16 protein-coding genes are annotated in these 18,798 nt (G+C 72.5%); 12 read left to right on the plus strand and 4 right to left on the minus strand.

The features are described from left to right. Positions 1–51 precede the first annotated feature (51 nt). Complete coding sequence (locus tag ACZ62B_RS33505; RefSeq protein WP_344558821.1) at positions 52–375, plus strand: plasmid stabilization protein; 324 nt, start codon at positions 52–54, stop codon at positions 373–375. 66 nt (positions 376–441) lie between these two features. Then, positions 442–1,134: an endonuclease V gene (locus ACZ62B_RS33510; protein WP_469693221.1), complete on the plus strand. Its 693-nt coding sequence runs from the start codon at positions 442–444 to the stop codon at positions 1,132–1,134. On the opposite strand, the gene ACZ62B_RS33515 is transcribed toward ACZ62B_RS33510, so the two are convergent. After that, on the minus strand, positions 1,131–1,322 hold the full coding sequence (locus ACZ62B_RS33515) for a hypothetical protein (protein ID WP_344558825.1): 192 nt from the start codon (positions 1,320–1,322) through the stop codon (positions 1,131–1,133). The genes ACZ62B_RS33510 and ACZ62B_RS33515 overlap by 4 nt on opposite strands. A 211-nt stretch (positions 1,323–1,533) precedes the next feature. Between ACZ62B_RS33515 and mmpA the strand changes: the two genes are divergently transcribed. Continuing rightward, the gene (gene mmpA / locus ACZ62B_RS33520) at positions 1,534–1,680 is read left to right on the plus strand and encodes a morphogenic membrane protein MmpA (RefSeq protein WP_344558827.1); all 147 of its coding nucleotides are present in this window, start codon (positions 1,534–1,536) and stop codon (positions 1,678–1,680) included. A 22-nt stretch (positions 1,681–1,702) separates the two neighbouring features. Here the strand turns inward: mmpA and ACZ62B_RS33525 are convergent, their stop codons facing one another. Further along, positions 1,703–2,881 (minus strand): saccharopine dehydrogenase family protein, encoded by a 1,179-nt coding sequence (locus ACZ62B_RS33525; RefSeq protein ID WP_344558829.1) that lies wholly within the window; start codon positions 2,879–2,881, stop codon positions 1,703–1,705. A 273-nt stretch (positions 2,882–3,154) separates the two neighbouring features. On the opposite strand from ACZ62B_RS33525, the gene ACZ62B_RS33530 reads away from it, so the two are divergent. Genes ACZ62B_RS33530 through ACZ62B_RS33540 form a run of 3 tightly spaced genes read left to right on the plus strand, consistent with a single transcriptional unit; the run spans position 3,155 to position 7,815 of the window. Beyond that, complete coding sequence (locus ACZ62B_RS33530) at positions 3,155–4,336, plus strand: CaiB/BaiF CoA transferase family protein (protein WP_468890466.1); 1,182 nt, start codon at positions 3,155–3,157, stop codon at positions 4,334–4,336. A gap of 11 nt (positions 4,337–4,347) precedes the next feature. After that, complete coding sequence (locus ACZ62B_RS33535; RefSeq protein ID WP_344558833.1) at positions 4,348–5,562, plus strand: acetyl-CoA C-acetyltransferase; 1,215 nt, start codon at positions 4,348–4,350, stop codon at positions 5,560–5,562. Positions 5,563–5,601: 39 nt separating this feature from the next. After that, positions 5,602–7,815, plus strand: a complete 2,214-nt coding sequence (locus tag ACZ62B_RS33540) for a 3-hydroxyacyl-CoA dehydrogenase NAD-binding domain-containing protein (protein ID WP_469693224.1) — start codon at positions 5,602–5,604, stop codon at positions 7,813–7,815. Between the two features lie 31 nt (positions 7,816–7,846). Here ACZ62B_RS33540 and ACZ62B_RS33545 read toward each other — a convergent pair whose 3' ends face one another. Next, positions 7,847–8,542: a MerR family transcriptional regulator gene (locus ACZ62B_RS33545; RefSeq protein WP_344558837.1), complete on the minus strand. Its 696-nt coding sequence runs from the start codon at positions 8,540–8,542 to the stop codon at positions 7,847–7,849. 220 nt (positions 8,543–8,762) lie between these two features. Between ACZ62B_RS33545 and ACZ62B_RS33550 the strand changes: the two genes are divergently transcribed. From ACZ62B_RS33550 to ACZ62B_RS33565, 4 genes are all read left to right on the plus strand, one after another. Next, positions 8,763–10,229, plus strand: coding sequence for an amino acid permease (locus tag ACZ62B_RS33550; protein WP_344558839.1), 1,467 nt, complete (start codon positions 8,763–8,765; stop codon positions 10,227–10,229). A gap of 42 nt (positions 10,230–10,271) precedes the next feature. After that, positions 10,272–10,751 (plus strand): macro domain-containing protein, encoded by a 480-nt coding sequence (locus ACZ62B_RS33555; protein WP_344558841.1) that lies wholly within the window; start codon positions 10,272–10,274, stop codon positions 10,749–10,751. A gap of 128 nt (positions 10,752–10,879) precedes the next feature. Continuing rightward, on the plus strand, positions 10,880–12,847 hold the full coding sequence (locus ACZ62B_RS33560) for a Xaa-Pro dipeptidyl-peptidase (RefSeq protein ID WP_469693227.1): 1,968 nt from the start codon (positions 10,880–10,882) through the stop codon (positions 12,845–12,847). Positions 12,848–12,931: 84 nt separating this feature from the next. Next, positions 12,932–14,653 (plus strand): BCCT family transporter, encoded by a 1,722-nt coding sequence (locus ACZ62B_RS33565; RefSeq protein WP_344558845.1) that lies wholly within the window; start codon positions 12,932–12,934, stop codon positions 14,651–14,653. Between the two features lie 325 nt (positions 14,654–14,978). Here ACZ62B_RS33565 and ACZ62B_RS33570 read toward each other — a convergent pair whose 3' ends face one another. Further along, a complete protein-coding gene (locus ACZ62B_RS33570) occupies positions 14,979–15,941 on the minus strand; it encodes an FAD-dependent oxidoreductase (RefSeq protein ID WP_468877247.1) in 963 nt (320 codons plus the stop codon). Between the two features lie 66 nt (positions 15,942–16,007). Here ACZ62B_RS33570 and ACZ62B_RS33575 point away from each other — a divergent pair, with 66 nt between their 5' ends. Both ACZ62B_RS33575 and ACZ62B_RS33580 read left to right on the plus strand, forming a co-directional pair. Next, positions 16,008–17,030: an oxidoreductase gene (locus ACZ62B_RS33575; RefSeq protein ID WP_468890457.1), complete on the plus strand. Its 1,023-nt coding sequence runs from the start codon at positions 16,008–16,010 to the stop codon at positions 17,028–17,030. A gap of 48 nt (positions 17,031–17,078) precedes the next feature. Next, positions 17,079–18,725, plus strand: a complete 1,647-nt coding sequence (locus ACZ62B_RS33580; protein ID WP_344558851.1) for an ABC-F family ATP-binding cassette domain-containing protein — start codon at positions 17,079–17,081, stop codon at positions 18,723–18,725. The last annotated feature ends 73 nt before the right edge of the window (positions 18,726–18,798 follow it).

The following is an 18,798-nucleotide window of genomic DNA, read 5'->3' on the forward strand; positions in this document are numbered from 1 at the left end:
CGTCGTCGACGTGGGTACCCGTTCGCCGTACGCGAGAGGAAGTGAGCGGACATGCCAAGCGGTTCCAGCCCCAAGCGGGAGCGTCAGTACGAGCACATCAAGGAGAGCGCCGAGGACCGGGGCGAGAGCACCGGACGCGCCAAGGAGATCGCCTCCCGGACGGTGAACAAGGAGCGCGCCCGGTCCGGTGAGTCGAAGACGGCCAGCCGCACCTCGACGCAGGACATGTCGTCCGGCAGGCGCGGCGGCCAGCGGTCCGGCAAGGGCTCCCAGGGCCCCACGCGCGACCAGCTGTACGAGGAGGCCAAGAAGCGCGGCATCGAGGGCCGTTCGAACATGAACAAGGGTCAGCTCCAGCGGGCGCTCGGCAAGTGAGCCGCCTCCGCGCGGAGGGGAGCACCCTCCGCGCGGAGCACGCGCGCCGCGTAGGCTCGGGGCACCATGACGACCGTACGCACACCGGCCGACTGGCCCGTGACCGAGGAAGAGGCCCGCGCGGTCCAGGACGCACTCCGCGCGCGGGTGGTGCTCGACGAACCGGGCCCGCCGCCGGGGACGGGCCGTGTCACCGGAGTCGACGTGGCGTACGACGACGAGCGGGACGTCGTCGCCGCCGCGGCCGTCGTCCTCGACGCGGCGACCCTCGACGTGGTCGCCGAGTCCACGGCCGTCGGCCGGATCTCCTTCCCGTACGTCCCCGGACTGCTCGCCTTCCGCGAGATCCCCACCGTGCTGGCCGCCCTCGACGCCCTGCCGTGCCCGCCCGGCCTGGTGGTCTGCGACGGCTACGGCCTCGCCCACCCCCGCCGCTTCGGCCTCGCCAGCCACCTCGGCGTCCTCACCGGCCTGCCGACGATCGGCGTAGCCAAGAACCCCTTCACCTTCACCCACGACGAACCGGACACCCCGCGCGGGAGCACGTCCCCGCTGCTGGCCGGCAGCGAGGAGGTGGGCCGCGCCCTGCGCACGAGGGACGCCGTCAAGCCGGTCTTCGTCTCGGTCGGCCACCGCGTGGGCCTGGACAACGCCTGCGCCCACACCCTCGTCCTGGCCCCCGCCTACCGCCTCCCGGAGACCACCCGCAGGGCGGACGCCCTGTGCCGCCGGGCACTCGGCGAGGCCGCTCCCGCCTAGGACGCGTCCTCGACGCTCCACCGCCCCACTTCCCGGTACCCGGAGTCGTGGATCGCCGACCCGTCCCCGGGCTCCAGCGCGTAGTGCCGCAGGTTCCCGCCCCAGTACCGCAGGATCCGCCCCAGCTCCCCGGCGGGATCCTTCGCCAACGCTTCGCCGTCCATGGTCACTTCGAGAAGAAATCGCATGCCTTCAAGTGTTTCATTGAACTCCCCTTTGAGAGTCCGGCGCTTGTCCGGCCGCGTCCCCACCGCGTCACCAGTGTGTTCTCCGGGATGTGAGGCACGGAAGTCTCAAGCGCGAGTCGATCCTGCGTGGAACGTGCCCGTGCGGTCTGAGTACCGCTCCTGAGTACCTGTACGGATGTCCGCCCCCGCCCGCCCCGGCAGGCTGACGCGCATGACAACGCACCGTGCCGCCAAGCCTGTCGCCGCCGACTCACGGCCCGTCGAGCGGGCCGTGACCGTCGGGCTCGCCCTCGCCGTACTGGCCGGGCTGGGCTGGATCGTCGGGATGGTCTACACGCTGGTCGAGTGGCCGCTGTAGTCCCTGACCGGCCGGCCGGGCGTCAGCGGGTCGCGGCGACGCGGAAGCGGATGCCCGCCGCGCGGAGGCGGTCGGTCAGCGCGTCGCCCATCGCCACCGCCGTCGTGACCTGGCCCGCCGTCGTCGGGAGGTCGTCGAAGGCCAGGCAGAGCGCCCCCTCGGCCAGCATCTTCGCCGTCTCGCCGTAACCGGGGTCGCCGCCCGCGACCTCCGTGTACACCCGGCGTCCGCCGCCCTCGCCGACGAAGCGGACGGTGAACCAGCTCCGGGCGCGCTTCCCGGGGCCGGGACCGTCGCCGGGGCCGAGCCGGTCGGAGAGCCGGCGCCGCAGCGGCGGGAACTGGGCCGCCGTCACCAGCGCGCCCACGGCCGCCACCCCGCCCACCGCCACCGGGAGCCGCCGCACGGCCGCGTAGTGCCGGTAGCGGAAGTCGGGACCGTACCGGTCGAGCGCCTTGGCCGAACGGCGCACGATCTGCCCGTCGATGGTCGGCAGGGGCAGGGCCCAGGCGCCGACCTCCGGCGCGTAGCGCGGCGCGCCCGTCGGGGCCGACGCCCGGCGGCCCACCAGCCGCGGTTCATGGCGCCGGCGGTCCAGGGCCGCCGCGCGGAGCCCGCGGTGCCGGGCGAACTGGTTCAGCGCCGAGGCGAAGGTCCCGCCCGAGAAGGCCGCGTCGACGGTCACGAAGCCGTCCACGGTCAGCGGCACCCCCTCCGGGAGCTGCCGCACGGTGAAGTACGCGCCCAGGTCGTGCGGCACCGAGTCGAAGCCGCAGGCGTGCACCAGCCGCGCCCCGGTCTCCCGCGCGCGTGCGTCGTGCCGGACGTACATCAGGTCCACGAACTCCGGCTCGCCCGTGAGGTCGACGTAGTCCGCCCCGGTGTCCGCGCAGGCGGCGACGAGTTCCTCGCCGTACTCCACATAGGGACCGACGGTCGTGGCGACCACCCGCGCGTGCTCGGCGAGGGCGCGCAGCGAGGCCGGGTCGGACACGTCCGCCCGCAGCAGCCCGACCTCCGCGCCGCCGGGCAGCCGGTCCCGCAGCCGCTCCAGCTTCTCCGTGCTGCGTCCGGCGATCGCCCAGCGCAGCCCGGCGGGGGCATGGCCGGCGAGATACTCCGCGGTCAGGGTTCCGACGAAGCCGGTCGCTCCGAAGAGCACGATGTCGTACGGACGGTCCGTCCTGTTCAGCCTGCTCATGACACCCCTTGGTCGTGCAGCCGCGCCGCTGTCGGTGGCCGAGGCTAGCGTGAGGGGTGCGGAGCCCGACGGCGAGCCCGGAGGAAACCGATGGCCGCGCCCCGAACGCCCCGAAGAAGCGGGAAAAGGCGCGACAGGGCGTGGACCGGCGCGGGAGACGGGCGCCGCGCCGTACAGTGGCCAAGCGCTTGCTCGCCCGGTCTTGTGCCGGGTGGAACACGTTCCTAACATCATGGGTGTTACACCAGTAGTGTCACAGCCGATGGGGGCTCGATGACGGAGGCGAGGACGCCGGGACACGGTCCGCTCGGCGGTGTGCGCGTGGTCGAGCTGGCCGGGATCGGGCCCGGCCCGTTCGCCGCCATGCTCCTCGCCGACCTGGGCGCCGACGTCGTGCGCGTGGACCGTCCGGGCGGCCCCGGACTCGGGATCGACCCCGCCCTCGACGTGACCAACCGCAACAAGCGCTCCGTGATCGTCGACCTGAAGGCCCCCGACGGTCCCGCCCGCGTCCTCGACCTCGTCGAACGCGCCGACGTGCTCATCGAGGGCTACCGCCCCGAAGTCGCCGAGCGGCTCGGCGTCGGCCCCGGGGACTGCCACGCCCGCAACCCGCGCCTGGTCTACGGCCGGATGACCGGCTGGGGCCAGCAGGGCCCCCTCGCCGACCGCGCGGGCCACGACATCGCCTACATCGCCCTCACCGGCACCCTCGGCATGATCGGCGACCCGGCAGGGCCCCCGGCCGTCCCGGCCAACCTGCTCGGCGACTACGCGGGCGGCTCCCTCTACCTCGTCGTCGGCGTCCTCGCCGCGCTGCACCACGCGCGCGCGACCGGCACCGGGCAGGTCGTCGACGCCGCCATCGTGGACGGCACCGCCCACCTCTCCGCGATGATCCACGGCATGCTCGCCGCCGGCGCCTGGCAGGACCGGCGCGGCGCCAACCTCCTCGACGGCGGCTGCCCCTACTACGGCACCTACGAGACCGCCGACGGCCGGCACATGGCGGTGGGCGCGCTGGAGCCGCGGTTCTACGCCGAGTTCCTGCGCCTGCTCGGCATCGACGGCCAGAACGAGGCGCACACCGACGTCACCCGCTGGCCGGAGCTGCGCGAGCGGGTCGCCGCCCGCTTCAGGACCCGCACCCGCGACGAGTGGACGGCCCGCTTCGACGGCTCCGACGCGTGCGTGGCGCCGGTGCTGTCCCTGCGCGAGGCCCCGCACCACCCGCACCTCGCCGCCCGGGGCACCTTCACCGACCACGCCGGCATCACCCAGCCCGCACCGGCCCCGCGGTTCTCCGCGACCCCCGCCGCCATCCGCACCGGGCCCGCCCGGCCGGGCGCCGACACCGACGACGTGGCCCGCGACTGGGACGTACCCCGGCTGCTGTCCTCGCCCCCGAAGTCCCCAAAGCCCCCGAAGCCCTCGAAGCCCTCGAACCCTCAGTGAAAGGCCCCCTCGTGAGCACCGAAGCGTATGTGTACGACGCGATCCGCACCCCGCGCGGGCGCGGCAAGGCCAACGGCGCCCTGCACGGCACCAAGCCCGTCGACCTGGTCGTCGGCCTGATCCACGAGGTCCGCGACCGCTTCCCCGGCCTCGACCCGGCGGCCGTCGACGACATCGTGCTCGGCGTCGTCGGCCCGGTCGGCGACCAGGGCTCCGACATCGCCCGCATCGCCGCCATCGCGGCCGGACTGCCCGACACGGTGGCGGGCGTGCAGGAGAACCGCTTCTGCGCCTCGGGTCTGGAGGCCGTCAACCTGGCCGCCGCCAAGGTCCGCTCCGGCTGGGAGGACCTGGTCCTCGCGGGCGGCGTCGAGTCGATGTCCCGGGTGCCGATGGCCTCGGACGGCGGCGCCTGGTTCAACGACCCGATGACCAACCTCGCCACCAACTTCGTCCCGCAGGGCATCGGCGCCGACCTGATCGCCACCATCGAGGGCTTCTCCCGGCGCGACGTCGACGAGTACGCCGCCCTGTCGCAGGAGCGCGCGGCCACCGCCTGGAAGGAGAACCGCTTCGAGCGGTCCGTCGTCCCGGTGCGGGACCGCAGCGGCCTCACCGTCCTCGACCACGACGAGCACCTGCGGCCCGGCACGACGGCCGACTCGCTGGCCAAGCTGAAGCCGTCCTTCGCGGACATCGGCGAGCTGGGCGGCTTCGACGCGGTGGCCCTGCAGAAGTACCACTGGGTCGAGAAGATCGACCACGTCCACCACGCGGGCAACTCCTCCGGCATCGTCGACGGCGCCGCGCTCGTCGCCATCGGCTCCAAGGAGGTCGGCGACCGCTACGGACTCACCCCGCGCGCCAGGATCGTCTCCGCCGCCGTGTCCGGGTCCGAGCCCACCATCATGCTCACCGGCCCCGCCCCCGCCACCCGCAAGGCCCTCGCCAAGGCCGGCCTGACCATCGACGACATCGACCTCGTCGAGATCAACGAGGCGTTCGCCGCCGTCGTCCTGCGCTACGTCAAGGACATGGGCCTGTCCCTGGACAAGGTCAACGTCAACGGCGGCGCCATCGCCCTGGGCCACCCGCTCGGCGCCACCGGCGCGATGATCCTCGGCACCCTCGTCGACGAACTCGAACGCCAGGACAAGCGCTACGGCCTCGCCACGCTGTGCGTGGGCGGCGGCATGGGCATCGCCACCGTCGTCGAACGCCTCTGAAACCCAGCGACCCGCCACCTCACTCACGGAGATCCCCTCATGACCGAGAGCACCACCATCCGCTGGGAACAGGACCGCACCGGCGTCGTCACCCTCGTCCTCGACGACCCCCACCAGTCCGCCAACACCATGAACCAGGCGTTCCGCGACTCCCTCACCGTGATCACCGACCGCCTGGAGGCGGAGAAGGACTCCATCCGCGGCGTCATCGTCACCTCCGCCAAGAAGACCTTCTTCGCCGGCGGCGACCTGCGCGACCTCATCCGGGTCACCCCCGAGACGGCGCAGGACCTCTTCGACGGCGGCATGGCCGTCAAGCGGCACCTGCGCCGCATCGAGACCCTCGGCAAGCCCGTCGTCGCGGCGATCAACGGCGCCGCCCTCGGCGGCGGCTACGAACTCGCCCTCGCCTGCCACCACCGGATCGCCCTCGACGCACCCGGCTCCAAGATCGGCTGCCCCGAGGTCACCCTCGGCCTGCTCCCCGGAGGCGGCGGCGTCGTCCGCACCGTCCGCATGCTCGGCATCACCGACGCGCTGCTGAAGGTGCTCCTCCAGGGCACCCAGTACAACCCCCGCCGCGCCCTGGAGAACGGCCTGGTCGACGAGGTCGCCGACAGCCGCGAGGACATGCTCGCCAAGGCCCGCGCCTTCATCGACGCCCACCCCGAGTCCGCCCAGCCCTGGGACCGGCCCGGCTACCGCATCCCCGGCGGCACCCCCGCCCACCCGAAGTTCGCCGCCAACCTCCCCGCCTTCCCGGCCAACCTGCGCAAGCAGACGGGCGGCGCGCCCTACCCGGCCCCGCGCAACATCATGGCCGCCGCCGTCGAGGGCTCCCAGGTCGACTTCGAGACCGCCCAGGTCATCGAGGCCCGCTACTTCGTCGAGCTGGCCGCCGGACAGACCTCGAAGAACATGATCCAGGCGTTCTTCTTCGACCTCCAGGCCGTCAACTCCGGCGCCAGCCGGCCGAAGGGGGTCGAACCGCGCAAGGTGACCAAGGTGGCCGTCCTCGGCGCAGGGATGATGGGCGCCGGCATCGCCTACTCGTGCGCCCGCGCGGGCATCGACGTCGTCCTGAAGGACGTCTCCCTGGAGGCCGCCGTCAAGGGCAAGGGCTACTCCGAGAAGCTGTGCGCCAAGGCCGTCGCCAAGGGCCGCACCAGCCAGGAGAAGGCCGACGCGCTGCTCGCCCGGATCACGCCCACCGCCGAGGCCGCCGACCTCGCCGGCTGTGACGCGGTCATCGAGGCCGTCTTCGAGGACACCTCCCTCAAGCACAAGGTGTTCCAGGAGATCCAGGACGTCGTCGCCCCCGACGCGCTGCTGTGCTCCAACACCTCCACCCTGCCCATCACCGCCCTCGCCGAGGGCGTCGAGCGCCAGGCCGACTTCATCGGGCTGCACTTCTTCTCGCCCGTCGACAAGATGCCGCTGGTCGAGATCATCAAGGGCGGGCGCACCGGGGACGAGGCGCTGGCCCGCGCCTTCGACCTGGTCCGGCAGATCAACAAGACCCCGATCGTCGTCAACGACTCGCGCGGCTTCTTCACCTCGCGCGTCATCGGGCACTTCATCAACGAGGGCGTCGCCATGGTCGGCGAGGGCATCGAGCCCGCGTCGGTCGAGCAGGCCGCGGCCCAGGCGGGCTACCCGGCCAAGGTCCTCTCCCTGATGGACGAGCTGACGCTCACCCTCCCGCGCAAGATCCGGGGCGAGACGAGGCGGGCCGTCGAGGAGGCCGGCGGCACCTGGACCGCGCACCCCGCCGAGGCCGTCATCGACCGCATGGTCGACGAGTTCGAACGCCCCGGCCGCAGCGGCGGCGCCGGCTTCTACGAGTACGGCGAGGACGGCAAGCGGGGCGCCCTGTGGCCGGGACTGCGCGAGCATTTCGGGGGTTCCGGGGGTCGCCCCCCGGGCAAGCACAGCATGAAGCCCGGACATGAGATCCCCTTCCGCGACATGCAGGAGCGCATGCTGTTCGCCGAGGCGCTGGACACCGTCCGGCTGCTGGAGGAGGGCGTGCTGACCTCCGTCGCCGACGCCAACATCGGCTCCGTCCTCGGCATCGGCTTCCCCGGCTGGACCGGCGGCGTCCTCCAGTACATCAACGGCTACGAGGGCGGCCTGCCCGGATTCACGGCCCGCGCGCGTGAGCTCGCCGAGCGCTACGGCGAGCGCTTCACCCCGCCGGCGCTGCTGGTGGCGAAGGCGGAGCAGGGGGAGGTCTTCACGGACGCCCGCTGACCCGCCGCAGGGGGTGACGGGGCCTGCCCCGTCACCCCTCCTCGTCGAGCCACTGGGCCAGCTCCTCCCGCAGCGACCGCTGGAAGGTGGTCAGCAGCGCCTGCACCACCAGCGGATGCATCCGGGCGGACAGGGACCGCACGTCCCGCGCGTCCCGCTCCGCGACCGCGTCGCGCAGCAGCCGCGACAGCTCGCGGGCCGCCGCGCGGGAGTGCTCGGTGAGCGCGGTGCGCGCGGCGAGGACCGTCTCATGGGACAGCGGTACGTCCAGCAGCTCCACCCCGAGCCGCAGCAGCCCCGGGTCGACCCGCAGCACCTCGCCGTCCCGCTCGACGACGCCCATCGCCGCCAGCCGCCGGAGATCCTCCTCGCCCAGCGCCCGCCCCGCCCGGCGCTCCAGCTCCCCGCGCGGCACCGTCTCCACCGCCTCGGGCGCCCAGGAGGCCACCACCGCCCGCTGGACCGCCAGGTCCCGGGCGCTCAGATCCGGCGGCAGCTGCCCCAGGTACCGCTCGATCGCCGCCAGCGTCATGCCCAGGTGCTGCAACTCCTCGATGAGCTCCAGCCGGGCCAGATGCTCCCGCCCGTAGTGACCGACCCGCCGGGGACCGATCACCGGCGGCGGCAGCAGCCCCTTGGTGCCGTAGAAACGGACCGTGCGCACGGTGACACCGGCTCGGGCCGCCAGTTCGTCGATCGTGAGCGGCTGCTCGGTCTCGGTCGTCATGTGCAGCAGTATCGCTGTCCCACCACCGCTGTGACACCTCGACTGTCACCCCGCGCGGGTGTGTGGGATGTCCCCCGCTGTGACGTGCGCCATCGCATGAGGCGCCGCACTTCCGGAAAGGTGCCCCCTCGGTCCGTGCCGTGAACCGAGCGCGCCGGCCGAGGCAATCCGGACACCCGGGCGCGACCCGCCCGAGCGCACCAGAGAGTGGAACCACTTCGTGAGCAAGGACGCCGTCACCACGGCAACGGCCGCGGCACCCGCCGCGGCGGCCCCGGCGCCCGCGGACGCGGGCGACGCCGGCTACAGCAAGGACCTCAAGGCCCGCCACGTCAACATGATCGCCATCGGCGGCGCGATCGGCACCGGGCTCTTCCTGGGCGCCGGAGGACGCCTGCACGACGCGGGACCGGCGCTCGCGATCGCCTACCTGGTCTGCGGCGTCTTCGCCTTCTTCGTCGTCCGCGCCCTGGGCGAGCTGGTCCTGTACCGGCCGTCGTCGGGATCCTTCGTGTCGTACGCGCGCGAGTTCCTCGGCGAGAAGGGCGCCTACGTCGCCGGCTGGATGTACTTCCTGAACTGGTCGACCACCGGCATCGCCGACATCACCGCGATCGCCCTCTACACGCACTACTGGAGCGCGTTCACCGACATCCCGCAGTGGGTGCTCGCGCTGATCGCCCTCGCCGTGGTCCTGGCGGTGAACCTGATCTCGGTGAAGATCTTCGGCGAGATGGAGTTCTGGTTCGCGATCGTCAAGGTCGCCACCCTCGTCGCCTTCATGTTCGTCGGCGTCTTCCTGCTCGCCACGCAGCACGAGGTGGGCGGCGGCACCCCCGGCCTGAGCATGATCACCGAAAACGGCGGAATCCTCCCGCACGGCGTGCTGCCCGTCGTCCTCGTCATGCAGGGCGTGATCTTCGCGTACGCGGCGCTGGAACTGGTCGGCGTCGCCGCGGGCGAGACCGCCGAACCGGAGAAGGTCGTCCCCCGCGCGGTGAACTCCATCATGTGGCGCGTCGGCCTCTTCTACGTCGGCTCCGTCGTCCTGCTCGCCCTCCTGCTGCCCGGCTCGATGTACTCGGCCGGCGAGAGCCCCTTCGTCACGGTCCTGTCGAAGATCGGCGTCCCGGCCGCCGGCGACGTGATGAACCTCGTCGTCCTCACGGCCGCGATGTCGTCCCTGAACTCCGGCCTGTACTCCACCGGCCGCATCCTGCGCTCCATGGCCATGGCGGGCTCCGCCCCGAAGTTCACCGCCCGCATGAACCGCAGCCAGGTGCCCTACGGCGGCATCCTGCTGACCTGCGGCGTGTGCGTCCTCGGCGTCGGCCTGAACTTCCTCATGCCGGCCCAGGCCTTCGAGATCGTGCTGAACGTCGCCTCCCTCGGCATCATCAGCACCTGGGTGATCATCATGATCTGCCACCTGGTCTTCGTCCGCCGCGCCCGCGCCGGACTTCTCGCCCGCCCGTCCTTCCGGCTCCCCGGCAGCCCGGTCACCGAGATCGCGACCATCGCCTTCCTGCTCTCCGTCCTCGGCCTGATGTGGAACGACCCGGAGGTCGGCCGCAAGACGCTGCTGCTCGTCCCGGTGATCGCCGCGATGCTGGTCGGCGGCTGGTACGGCGTCCGCCGCCGGGTGGCGCGGAACGCCGGCCAGGAGCTCTCGCAACTGACGAAGTAGCAGGCCGCGGCCACTGTCAGTGGCAACGCCTACGGTGGCGTCATGTCGGGGATCACATATGTCCGGGGTGACGCCACCGTTCCGTCGGTGAAGGGCGTCAAGGTCATCGCCCATGTCTGCAACGACATCGGAGGATGGGGGAAGGGCTTCGTCCTGGCCGTATCGCGCCGCTGGCCCGAGCCGGAGGCCGCCTACCGCGCCTGGCACCGCGACCGCGCCACGAACGACTTCGGTCTGGGCGCGGTCCAGCTGGTCCAGGTCGACCGGTACGTCTGGGTGGCCAACATGATCGGCCAGCGGGGCGTACGGACGGGCAGCAAGGGCGTCCCCGTCCGCTACGAGGCGATCGACACCGCGCTCGGCCGCCTAGCCGACAGGGCGACGGAGCTGAACGCCTCCGTGCACATGCCCCGCATCGGCTGCGGCCTGGCCGGCGGCAAGTGGTCCCGCGTCGAGCCGCTGATCACCGAGCGGCTGGTGCGGCACGGCATACCGGTGACGGTGTACGACCACGGTGACTGAGCGGCCCCGGCCCCGCCCCCGTGCGGGAGCCGACGCGTCCCACCAGGCTTGATTTCAGCCACCGGTGGCTCCATGAGGCGTCAACCGCCCTCTTCTGCACCCGAGTTCACCCATGTACCGTCCCGCGCATGCCGAAACGCACGCGCTTCACGACCTGGAGATCACTTGCGACGGCGGCCACCGCCGCCCTGACGGCCACACTGCTCACCCCCACGGCCGCACAGGCCGCGCCACCGCGCGAGAGCCTGCCCGTCCACTCCTACGACGACGCCGTCCGCGAGGCCGTCTGGGTGGACACCGGACTCGACGAGGACCGGAACGGACGCACCGACCGGGTCGCCGTCGACATCGTCCGCCCCCGCGAACCCGCGCAGCGGGGCCGGAAGGTCCCCGTCATCATGGACGCCAGCCCGTACTACTCCTGCTGCGGGCGCGGCAACGAGAGCCAGAAGAAGACCTACGACGCGAACGGCGACGTCGTGCGGATGCCGCTGTTCTACGACAACTACTTCGTGCCGCGCGGCTACGCCGTCGTCGGTGTCGACCTGGCCGGAACCAACCGGTCCGACGGCTGCGTGGACGTCGGGGGCCGCTCCGACATCCAGTCCGCCAAGGCCGTCGTGGACTGGCTCAACGGCCGCGGCACGGCGTACACCACCCGCACCGGCACCGAACGGGCCCGGGCCGACTGGAGCAGCGGCCGCACCGGAATGATCGGCAAGAGCTGGGACGGCACCATCGCCAACGGCGTCGCCGCCACCGGCGTCGAGGGCCTGGAGACCATCGTCCCGATCGCCGCGATCTCCTCCTGGTACGACTACTACTTCACCCAGGGCGCCCCGCTCTACGACTCCGGCCCCGACTGGCTGTCCCAGTACGTCGAGAGCCCCGAGGCCCGCGCCGGCTGCGCCACGGTCCAGCGTGAACTCGTCGAGGGCGCCCCGCGCACCGGTGACTGGACGCCCATGTGGACCGAACGCGACTACACGCGCGCCGCGAAGAAGGTGAAGGCCAGCGTTTTCCTGGTGCACGGCATGCAGGACCTCAACGTACGGATGCAGCATGTCGGCCCGTGGTGGGACGCCCTCGCGAAGAACGGCGTCGAGCGCAAGATCTGGCTCTCCCAGACCGGCCACGTCGACCCCTTCGACTTCCGCCGCGCCGAGTGGGTCGACACCCTGCACCGCTGGTTCGACCACGAACTCCTCGGCTACGACAACGGCGTCGACCGCGAGCCCATGGCCGACATCGAACGCCGGCCCGACCAGTGGGTGACCTCGAAGAACTGGCCGCCGCGCGGCACGCGCACCACGACCCTGCGCCCCGCCCGGGGCACCGAGGCCGGCGTCGGCACCCTCGGCCTGCGCGAGGGCAGGGGGACCGAGACCTTCACCGACGACCCGCGGCTGAGCGAGACCGACTGGGCCTCCCGCGTCGACAGCCCGACCCCGGACAAGGCCGGCTTCGTCACCGGCCCGCTCACCCGTGACCTGCGCCTGTCCGGCGCCTCCCGGGTCACCGTCACCGCCACCCCCAGCACACCCACGGCCCACCTCTCCGCCGTGCTCGTGGACCTCGGCCCCGACACCGTCCGCGACTACGCCGCCGACGGAGAGGGCATCACCACCCTCCCCGAGCGCACCTGCTGGGGCGCGAGCACCACGGGCGACAGCTCCTGCTTCCAGGAGACCCGGGCCACGACCACCGACGTCGAGCACACGATCGTCAGCCGTGGCTGGGCCGACCTCGGCAACCACGCCGACGACGGCAAGGGCGAGCCGCTCACCCCTGGCGAGCGGTACACCATCACCCTCGACCTGGCGGCCACCGACCACGTCGTCCCCGAGGGCCACCGCCTGGCACTGATCGTCGCCGGTACCGACCGGGGCCTGATCGATCCCCCGGCCGACACCCCGACGCTCACCCTCGACCTGGCCCGTACCTCCGCGCGGGTGCCGTTCGTCGGCGGAACGGCCGCCTTCGCCCGCGCCACGGCGGGCTCGCACACCACGGTCCCGGACACCGTCCTGGACGGGGTGGACCGACCGGACGTCACCGCCCACCGCGTCCCGGGGGAGGCCGGCACATCGCGCTGAGGAGGTGAGTTTCGCGCCAAAGGTGGTAGGGGCGTAGCGGGAGGAGTGTTCTCCGCCCAACGGCTCTGATGAAAGGTGCCGCCTGTGACGCGGAACCAGCACAGCGACAAGGACGACACGGCGGGCCCGCTCCCGGGTTCGGAAGCGGGTCTGCCGGGCCGGGAGCGTCCGCGGACCGACCGGGTGGTGTTCGGCGTCACGGCCGTGCTCACCCTCGCGTTCGTGCTGTGGGGCGCCGTCGGGACGGACTCGCTCGAGGACGCCTCCACCACCATGCTCGGCGGGCTGATGCACCACGGCGGCTGGGCGTTCATGCTGGCCGCCTCCGGCTTCGTCGTCTTCGCCCTCTGGCTCGCGGCCAGCCGCTACGGCCGGATCCACCTCGGCGCCGAGGGTGAGGAACCGGAGTTCCGCACGGTGTCGTGGGTCGCCATGATGTTCAGCGCCGGCATGGGCATCGGCCTGATGTTCTGGGGCGTGAGCGAACCGCTGGCGCACTACACGGAGCCCCCGCCGGGCACCAGCCCGGCCGACTCGGGCGATCGCATGGAGGTCGCCATGGCGACCACCCTCTTCCACTGGACGCTCCACCCGTGGGCGATCTACGCGGTCGTCGGCCTCGCCATCGCCTACAGCACCTTCCGCAGGCGCCGCCGTCAGACCATCAGCGCCGTGTTCACCCCGCTCATCGGGGAGCGGAACGCCGGCGGCGTCGGCGGCCGGGTCATCGACGTGCTCGCCATCATCGCGACGGTCTTCGGCTCCGCGGCCTCGCTCGGCCTCGGCGCGCTGCAGATCGGCTCCGGTGTGGAGAAGCTCGACTGGATGGACAAGGTCAGCACGGGGCTGCTGGTCGGCATCATCGCGGTGCTGACCGTGGCGTTCGTGGCCTCCGCGGTCTCCGGTGTGGAGAAGGGCATCCAGTGGCTGTCCAACACCAACATGGTGCTGGCCCTGATCCTCGCCGTGTTCGTGTTCGTCGCGGGCCCGACCATCCTCGTCCTGGACCTGCTGCCGACCTCGGTCTTCGCCTATCTCGGCGACCTGCCCGAGCTGGCCGGCCGCACCGAGATCAGCGGAGGCGAGGGCGTCGCCGACTGGCTGGGGAGCTGGACCGTCTTCTACTGGGCCTGGTGGATCTCCTGGACGCCCTTCGTCGGCATGTTCATCGCCCGCATCAGCCGGGGCCGGACCATCCGCCAGTTCATCGGCGGAGTCATCCTGGTGCCCAGCACGGTCAGCCTGATCTGGTTCGCCGTCTTCGGCGGCTCGGCGATGAGGCTCCAGGAGCAGAACCGGCTCGGCGACGAGACGACCCCCGAGGGCCGGCTCTTCGCCGTGCTCCAGGAGTACCCCGCCGCCACCGTCACCAGCCTGCTGGTGATGATCCTCGTCGGCATCTTCTTCGTCTCGGGGGCCGACGCGGCCTCCATCGTGATGGGCACCCTCTCGCAGAAGGGCGCGCTCGAACCCAGCCGCTGGGCGGTGGTCTTCTGGGGCGTGGTCACCGGCGCGGTGGCGGCGATCATGCTGCTGGTCGGCAGCGGCCAGGGCGACGCGCTGACCGGCCTGCAGAACCTCACGATCCTCGCGGCGGCGCCGTTCGTCATCGTGATGATCTTCATGTGCGTGGCGCTCATGCGCGACCTGCGCCGCGACCCGCTCATCGTGCGGGGCGAGATGGGCTCGGAAGCGGTGGAACTCGCGGTCATCGAGGGCCACAAGAAATACGACGGCGAATTCGAGATCCGAGTGGGCCCGGGCCGAGGCCCGGACGTGGAGGGCGACCCCATCGGCAAACACTGACCCCACGCCGGACCAGGACCATCCCCTGCCCAGCCACGGGCAACCGCGCCGAGGCCATCCCCTGCCCAGCCGCGCCCACCCGCGCCGAGGCCATTGCCTGCCCACCCGCGCCGAGGCCACCCCCTGCCCAGCCGCGGGCAGTCGTGCCGAGGCCATTGCCTGCCCAGCCGCGCCCACCCGTGCCAAGGCCACCCCCTGCCCAGCCGCGGGCAACCGCGCCGAGTACGTCCCCTGCCCAGCCGCGGGCAGTCGTGCCGCAGGGCGGCACGGGTGGGCGCGACGGCACCTTGCGAACGCCGGTCGGCCGAGCACGGCCCCGCCAGGTTCAGCGGGCGGCAAGTACTGCCGCCTCCTCCGCACAGCCCCACGCCACCGTGACCCCCGCACCCCCGTGACCGTAGTTGTGCACCAGGGCCCGCCCGCCCGGCAGGGCCACGCGCTCCAGCCGCACCGCGTCCCGAGCAGGCCGCAACCCCACCCGGTGCTCCAGAACACGCGCCCCCGCGACAGCCGGACACAGCACCGCACACCGCCGCACGATCGCCTCGGCCACCCCCGGATCCGGCTCCAGGGACCACACGTCCTCCTCCGCCGTACCCCCCAGCACCAGCCGCCCCGGCTGCGGGAAGAGATACGCCATCGAACCGTCCGCCCCCGTGGACACCGTCCACGTACGGACCCCCGGGTTCTCCACGACCACCAACTGCCCCCGCACCGGCCGCACCGAGCGATCCGGCACCAGCTCCCGCGCCCCCAGCCCCGTGCAGTTGACCACCACCGCCGCACCGGCCTCCACCGGATCCGCCAGGTCAGCCACCGTACGCGTCTCCACCACACCCCCCGCCGCCAGGAACCGCTCCCGCAGCCACGCCAGATGAACCGGCATGTCGACGAGCGGCAGCCGCGCCCACACCCCCGACCCGACGGGATACTCCTCGGCCGTCGCCACGCGCAGCCCCGGCAGCCGTGCCGCGGCCCACGCGCCGACCTCGTCGAGCCCCGTCTCGCCCAGTACCCCTTCGACCATCCGTACGCCCGTGACCTCCGGCCGCGCCGCCAGCTCCTCGTACACCTCCAGCGAGCGCAGCGCCCACGCGCGCACCGACGCCACCGGCTCGATCCGGTACGGCCACCACAGCGCGCCCGCGACCGCCGAGGTGGTCCGCCCGACCGGGTCGCGCGTCCACAGCCGTACCCGTACGCCGCGCTCGGCGAGCACCACCGCCGTCGTCAGCCCGACGACCCCGCCGCCGATCACCAGCACATCGTGGTCCAGTTCGGTTCCCATCGGGGGACCGTAGCGGAATATGTCATGCCGTGCTCAGGTCCGTCCCGCGGTGGGAATACTCACCGCATGTCTGCCGAGTACGCGACCTTCGGCCTGGCACCGGCGACGAGAGCCGGTGGACTCCTCGCCGACGGTGACTACCAAGTCCACCGGGACTTCGTCGATTTCGTCGTCGACGGATGCCCGCTGCTCTTCCGCCTCTCCGACCTGGACGCCGTCTCCCCGCTCGCCTCCGACGTCCCGCCCTCCCTCTTCACCGCCCAGGTCCAGAGCCTGCTGCTGGAGACCGAGGCCCCGCTGCCCGCCGGCCGGTACATCGTCTACGGCTGCCCCGAGTGCGAGGACCTCTCCTGCGGCGCGGTGACCGCGGTCATCGAACGGGACGGTGAGGACTTCGTCTGGCGCGACTTCGCCTGGCAGACCGACGAGCACGCCGACCTGGAGCTCAACGGCTACCACGGCCTGGGCCCGTTCCGCTTCCAGGGCACCGAGTACCGTACGGCCCTCGCCGCCCTCCTCGACGGCGACGTCCCCGGCGCCCGCCGCCGGGTCCTGCTGATCGGCGCCCGGGTCGCCCTGCTCGCCAAGCTCGCCGCGGCCCTGCGCACCATCGGCATCGGCGCCGACATCGCCCATGACGCCGACGGCGTCCCCGCCGACGAACTGCGCGGCTACGACGCCGTGGTCTTCGGCCGGTCGGTGAGCGCCGACGAACGCGATGCCGTCCGCCGCGCCTTCGCCGGCGCCGGCGTCGACGTGCCTTGCGTCGACGGCTTCGCCCCCGTCGTCCCGCTCCTCGTCGCCCAGACCGAACAGGCCCTGGAGCGCGGCCCGCACGGCCGGCGCCGCCTCACGGAACTCACCGCCGCCGGCGACGCCGCGGAGCTGGAGGTCACCTCCTCCTGCCGGGTCAGGCTCACCGCGTACCGGATCGACCGCTTCTCCCGCGCCCGCGCCCAGGACCTCTTCGACGGCGTGCTCGAACCCGGCCGCCACCGCGTACCCCTGGACGCCAAGGCGCTGAAGGGCGAGGCATACCTGGTGGCGCGCACCGGCGGGACCGTCCTGGTGACGGAGGTGAGGCGGTGAGAACCGGGGGGATGCCCGCCGCGCCCGACCGTTAGGATCGGCGGTCTGATGACTGCCACCCTCGTCGCCAAGAACCTCGCCGCCGGGCACGGCGACCGCTCCCTGTTCACCGGTCTCGACCTCGTCGTCGCGCCCGGCGACGTGATCGGTCTGGTCGGTGCCAACGGCGCGGGCAAGTCCACGCTGCTGCGCCTGCTCGCCGGCCTCACCGCACCGGAACAGGGCGAGCTGCGCCTCTCCCCGCCCACCGCGACCGTCGGGCACCTCCCGCAGGAGCCGGAGCGCCGGCCCGGCGAGAGCGTAGGGGCGTTCCTGGCCCGCCGTACCGGCGTCGCCGAGGCCCAGCGGGCGATGGACGAGGCGACCCAGGCCCTGGTCGACGGGGCGCCGGGCGCGGACGACGCGTACGCCACCGGTCTGGAGCGCTGGCTGTCCCTGGGCGGCGCCGACCTCGACGAGCGCGCCGAGGAGGTCGCCGACTCCCTCGGCCTGGCCGTCGGCCTGGACCAGCCGATGACCTCACTGTCCGGCGGCCAGGCGGCCCGCGCCGGACTCGCCTCCCTGCTCCTCTCCCGCTACGACGTCTTCCTCCTCGACGAGCCGACCAACGACCTCGACCTGGACGGCCTGGAACGCCTCGAACGCTTCGTGACCGGTCTGCGCGCCGGCACGGTCGTCGTCAGCCACGACCGCGAGTTCCTCACCCGCACGGTCACCAAGGTCCTCGAACTCGACCTGGCCCAGCGGCAGATCAACCTCTACGGCGGTGGCTACGAGGCCTATCTGGAGGAGCGGGACGTGGCCCGCCGGCACGCCCGCGACGAGTACGAGGAGTACGCCGACAAGAAGGCCGCGCTCCAGGACCGGGCGCAGACGCAGCGTGCCTGGATGGACAAGGGCGTGAAGAACGCGCGCCGCAAGGCGGGCAACGACAACGACAAGATCGGCCGCAAGTTCCGCAGCGAGGCCAGCGAGAAGCAGGCCGCGAAGGCACGCCAGACGCAGCGCATGATCGAACGCCTGGAGGTGGTCGAGGAGCCGCGCAAGGAGTGGGAACTGCGCATGGAGATCGCGTCGGCCCCCCGCTCGGGCGCGGTCGTCGCCACCCTCCGGGACGCCGAGGTACGGCGCGGCGACTTCACGCTCGGCCCGGTCTCCCTGCAGATCGACTGGGCGGACCGGGTGGCGGTGACGGGCGCGAACGGCGCCGGCAAGTCCACACTGCTCGGCGCCCTCCTGGGCCGCGTCCCGCTCGACGCCGGGCACGCGGCGCTCGGCTCCGGCGTCCTGCTCGGCGAGGTCGACCAGGCCCGCGCGCTGTTCCACGGCCCGGAGCCCCTGCTCGACGCGTTCCGCCCGGCGGTCCCCGACCTGGAGCCGGCCGACATCCGCACGCTCCTGGCCAAGTTCGGCCTCAAGGCGGACCACGTCATGCGCCCGGCGGCCACCCTCTCCCCGGGTGAACGCACGAGGGCCGCCCTGGCCCTCCTCCAGGGCAGAGGCGTCAACCTCCTGATCCTCGACGAGCCGACCAACCACCTGGACCTGCCGGCCATCGAACAACTCGAATCAGCCCTCAACACCTACCAGGGCACCCTCCTCCTGGTCACCCACGACCGCCGCATGCTCGACGCGGTCCGGGTGACCAGACGCCTGGAGGTGACGAACGGCAAGGTAACGGAGACCCCCGCATAACTGCGGGCAGTCATTCCTGCCCGCCCTCTCCGCGGGCAGTCACCCCGCCCCTCCGCGGGCAGTCGTGCCGCCA

The organism is Streptomyces sp. NPDC053426 (assembly GCF_055585405.1).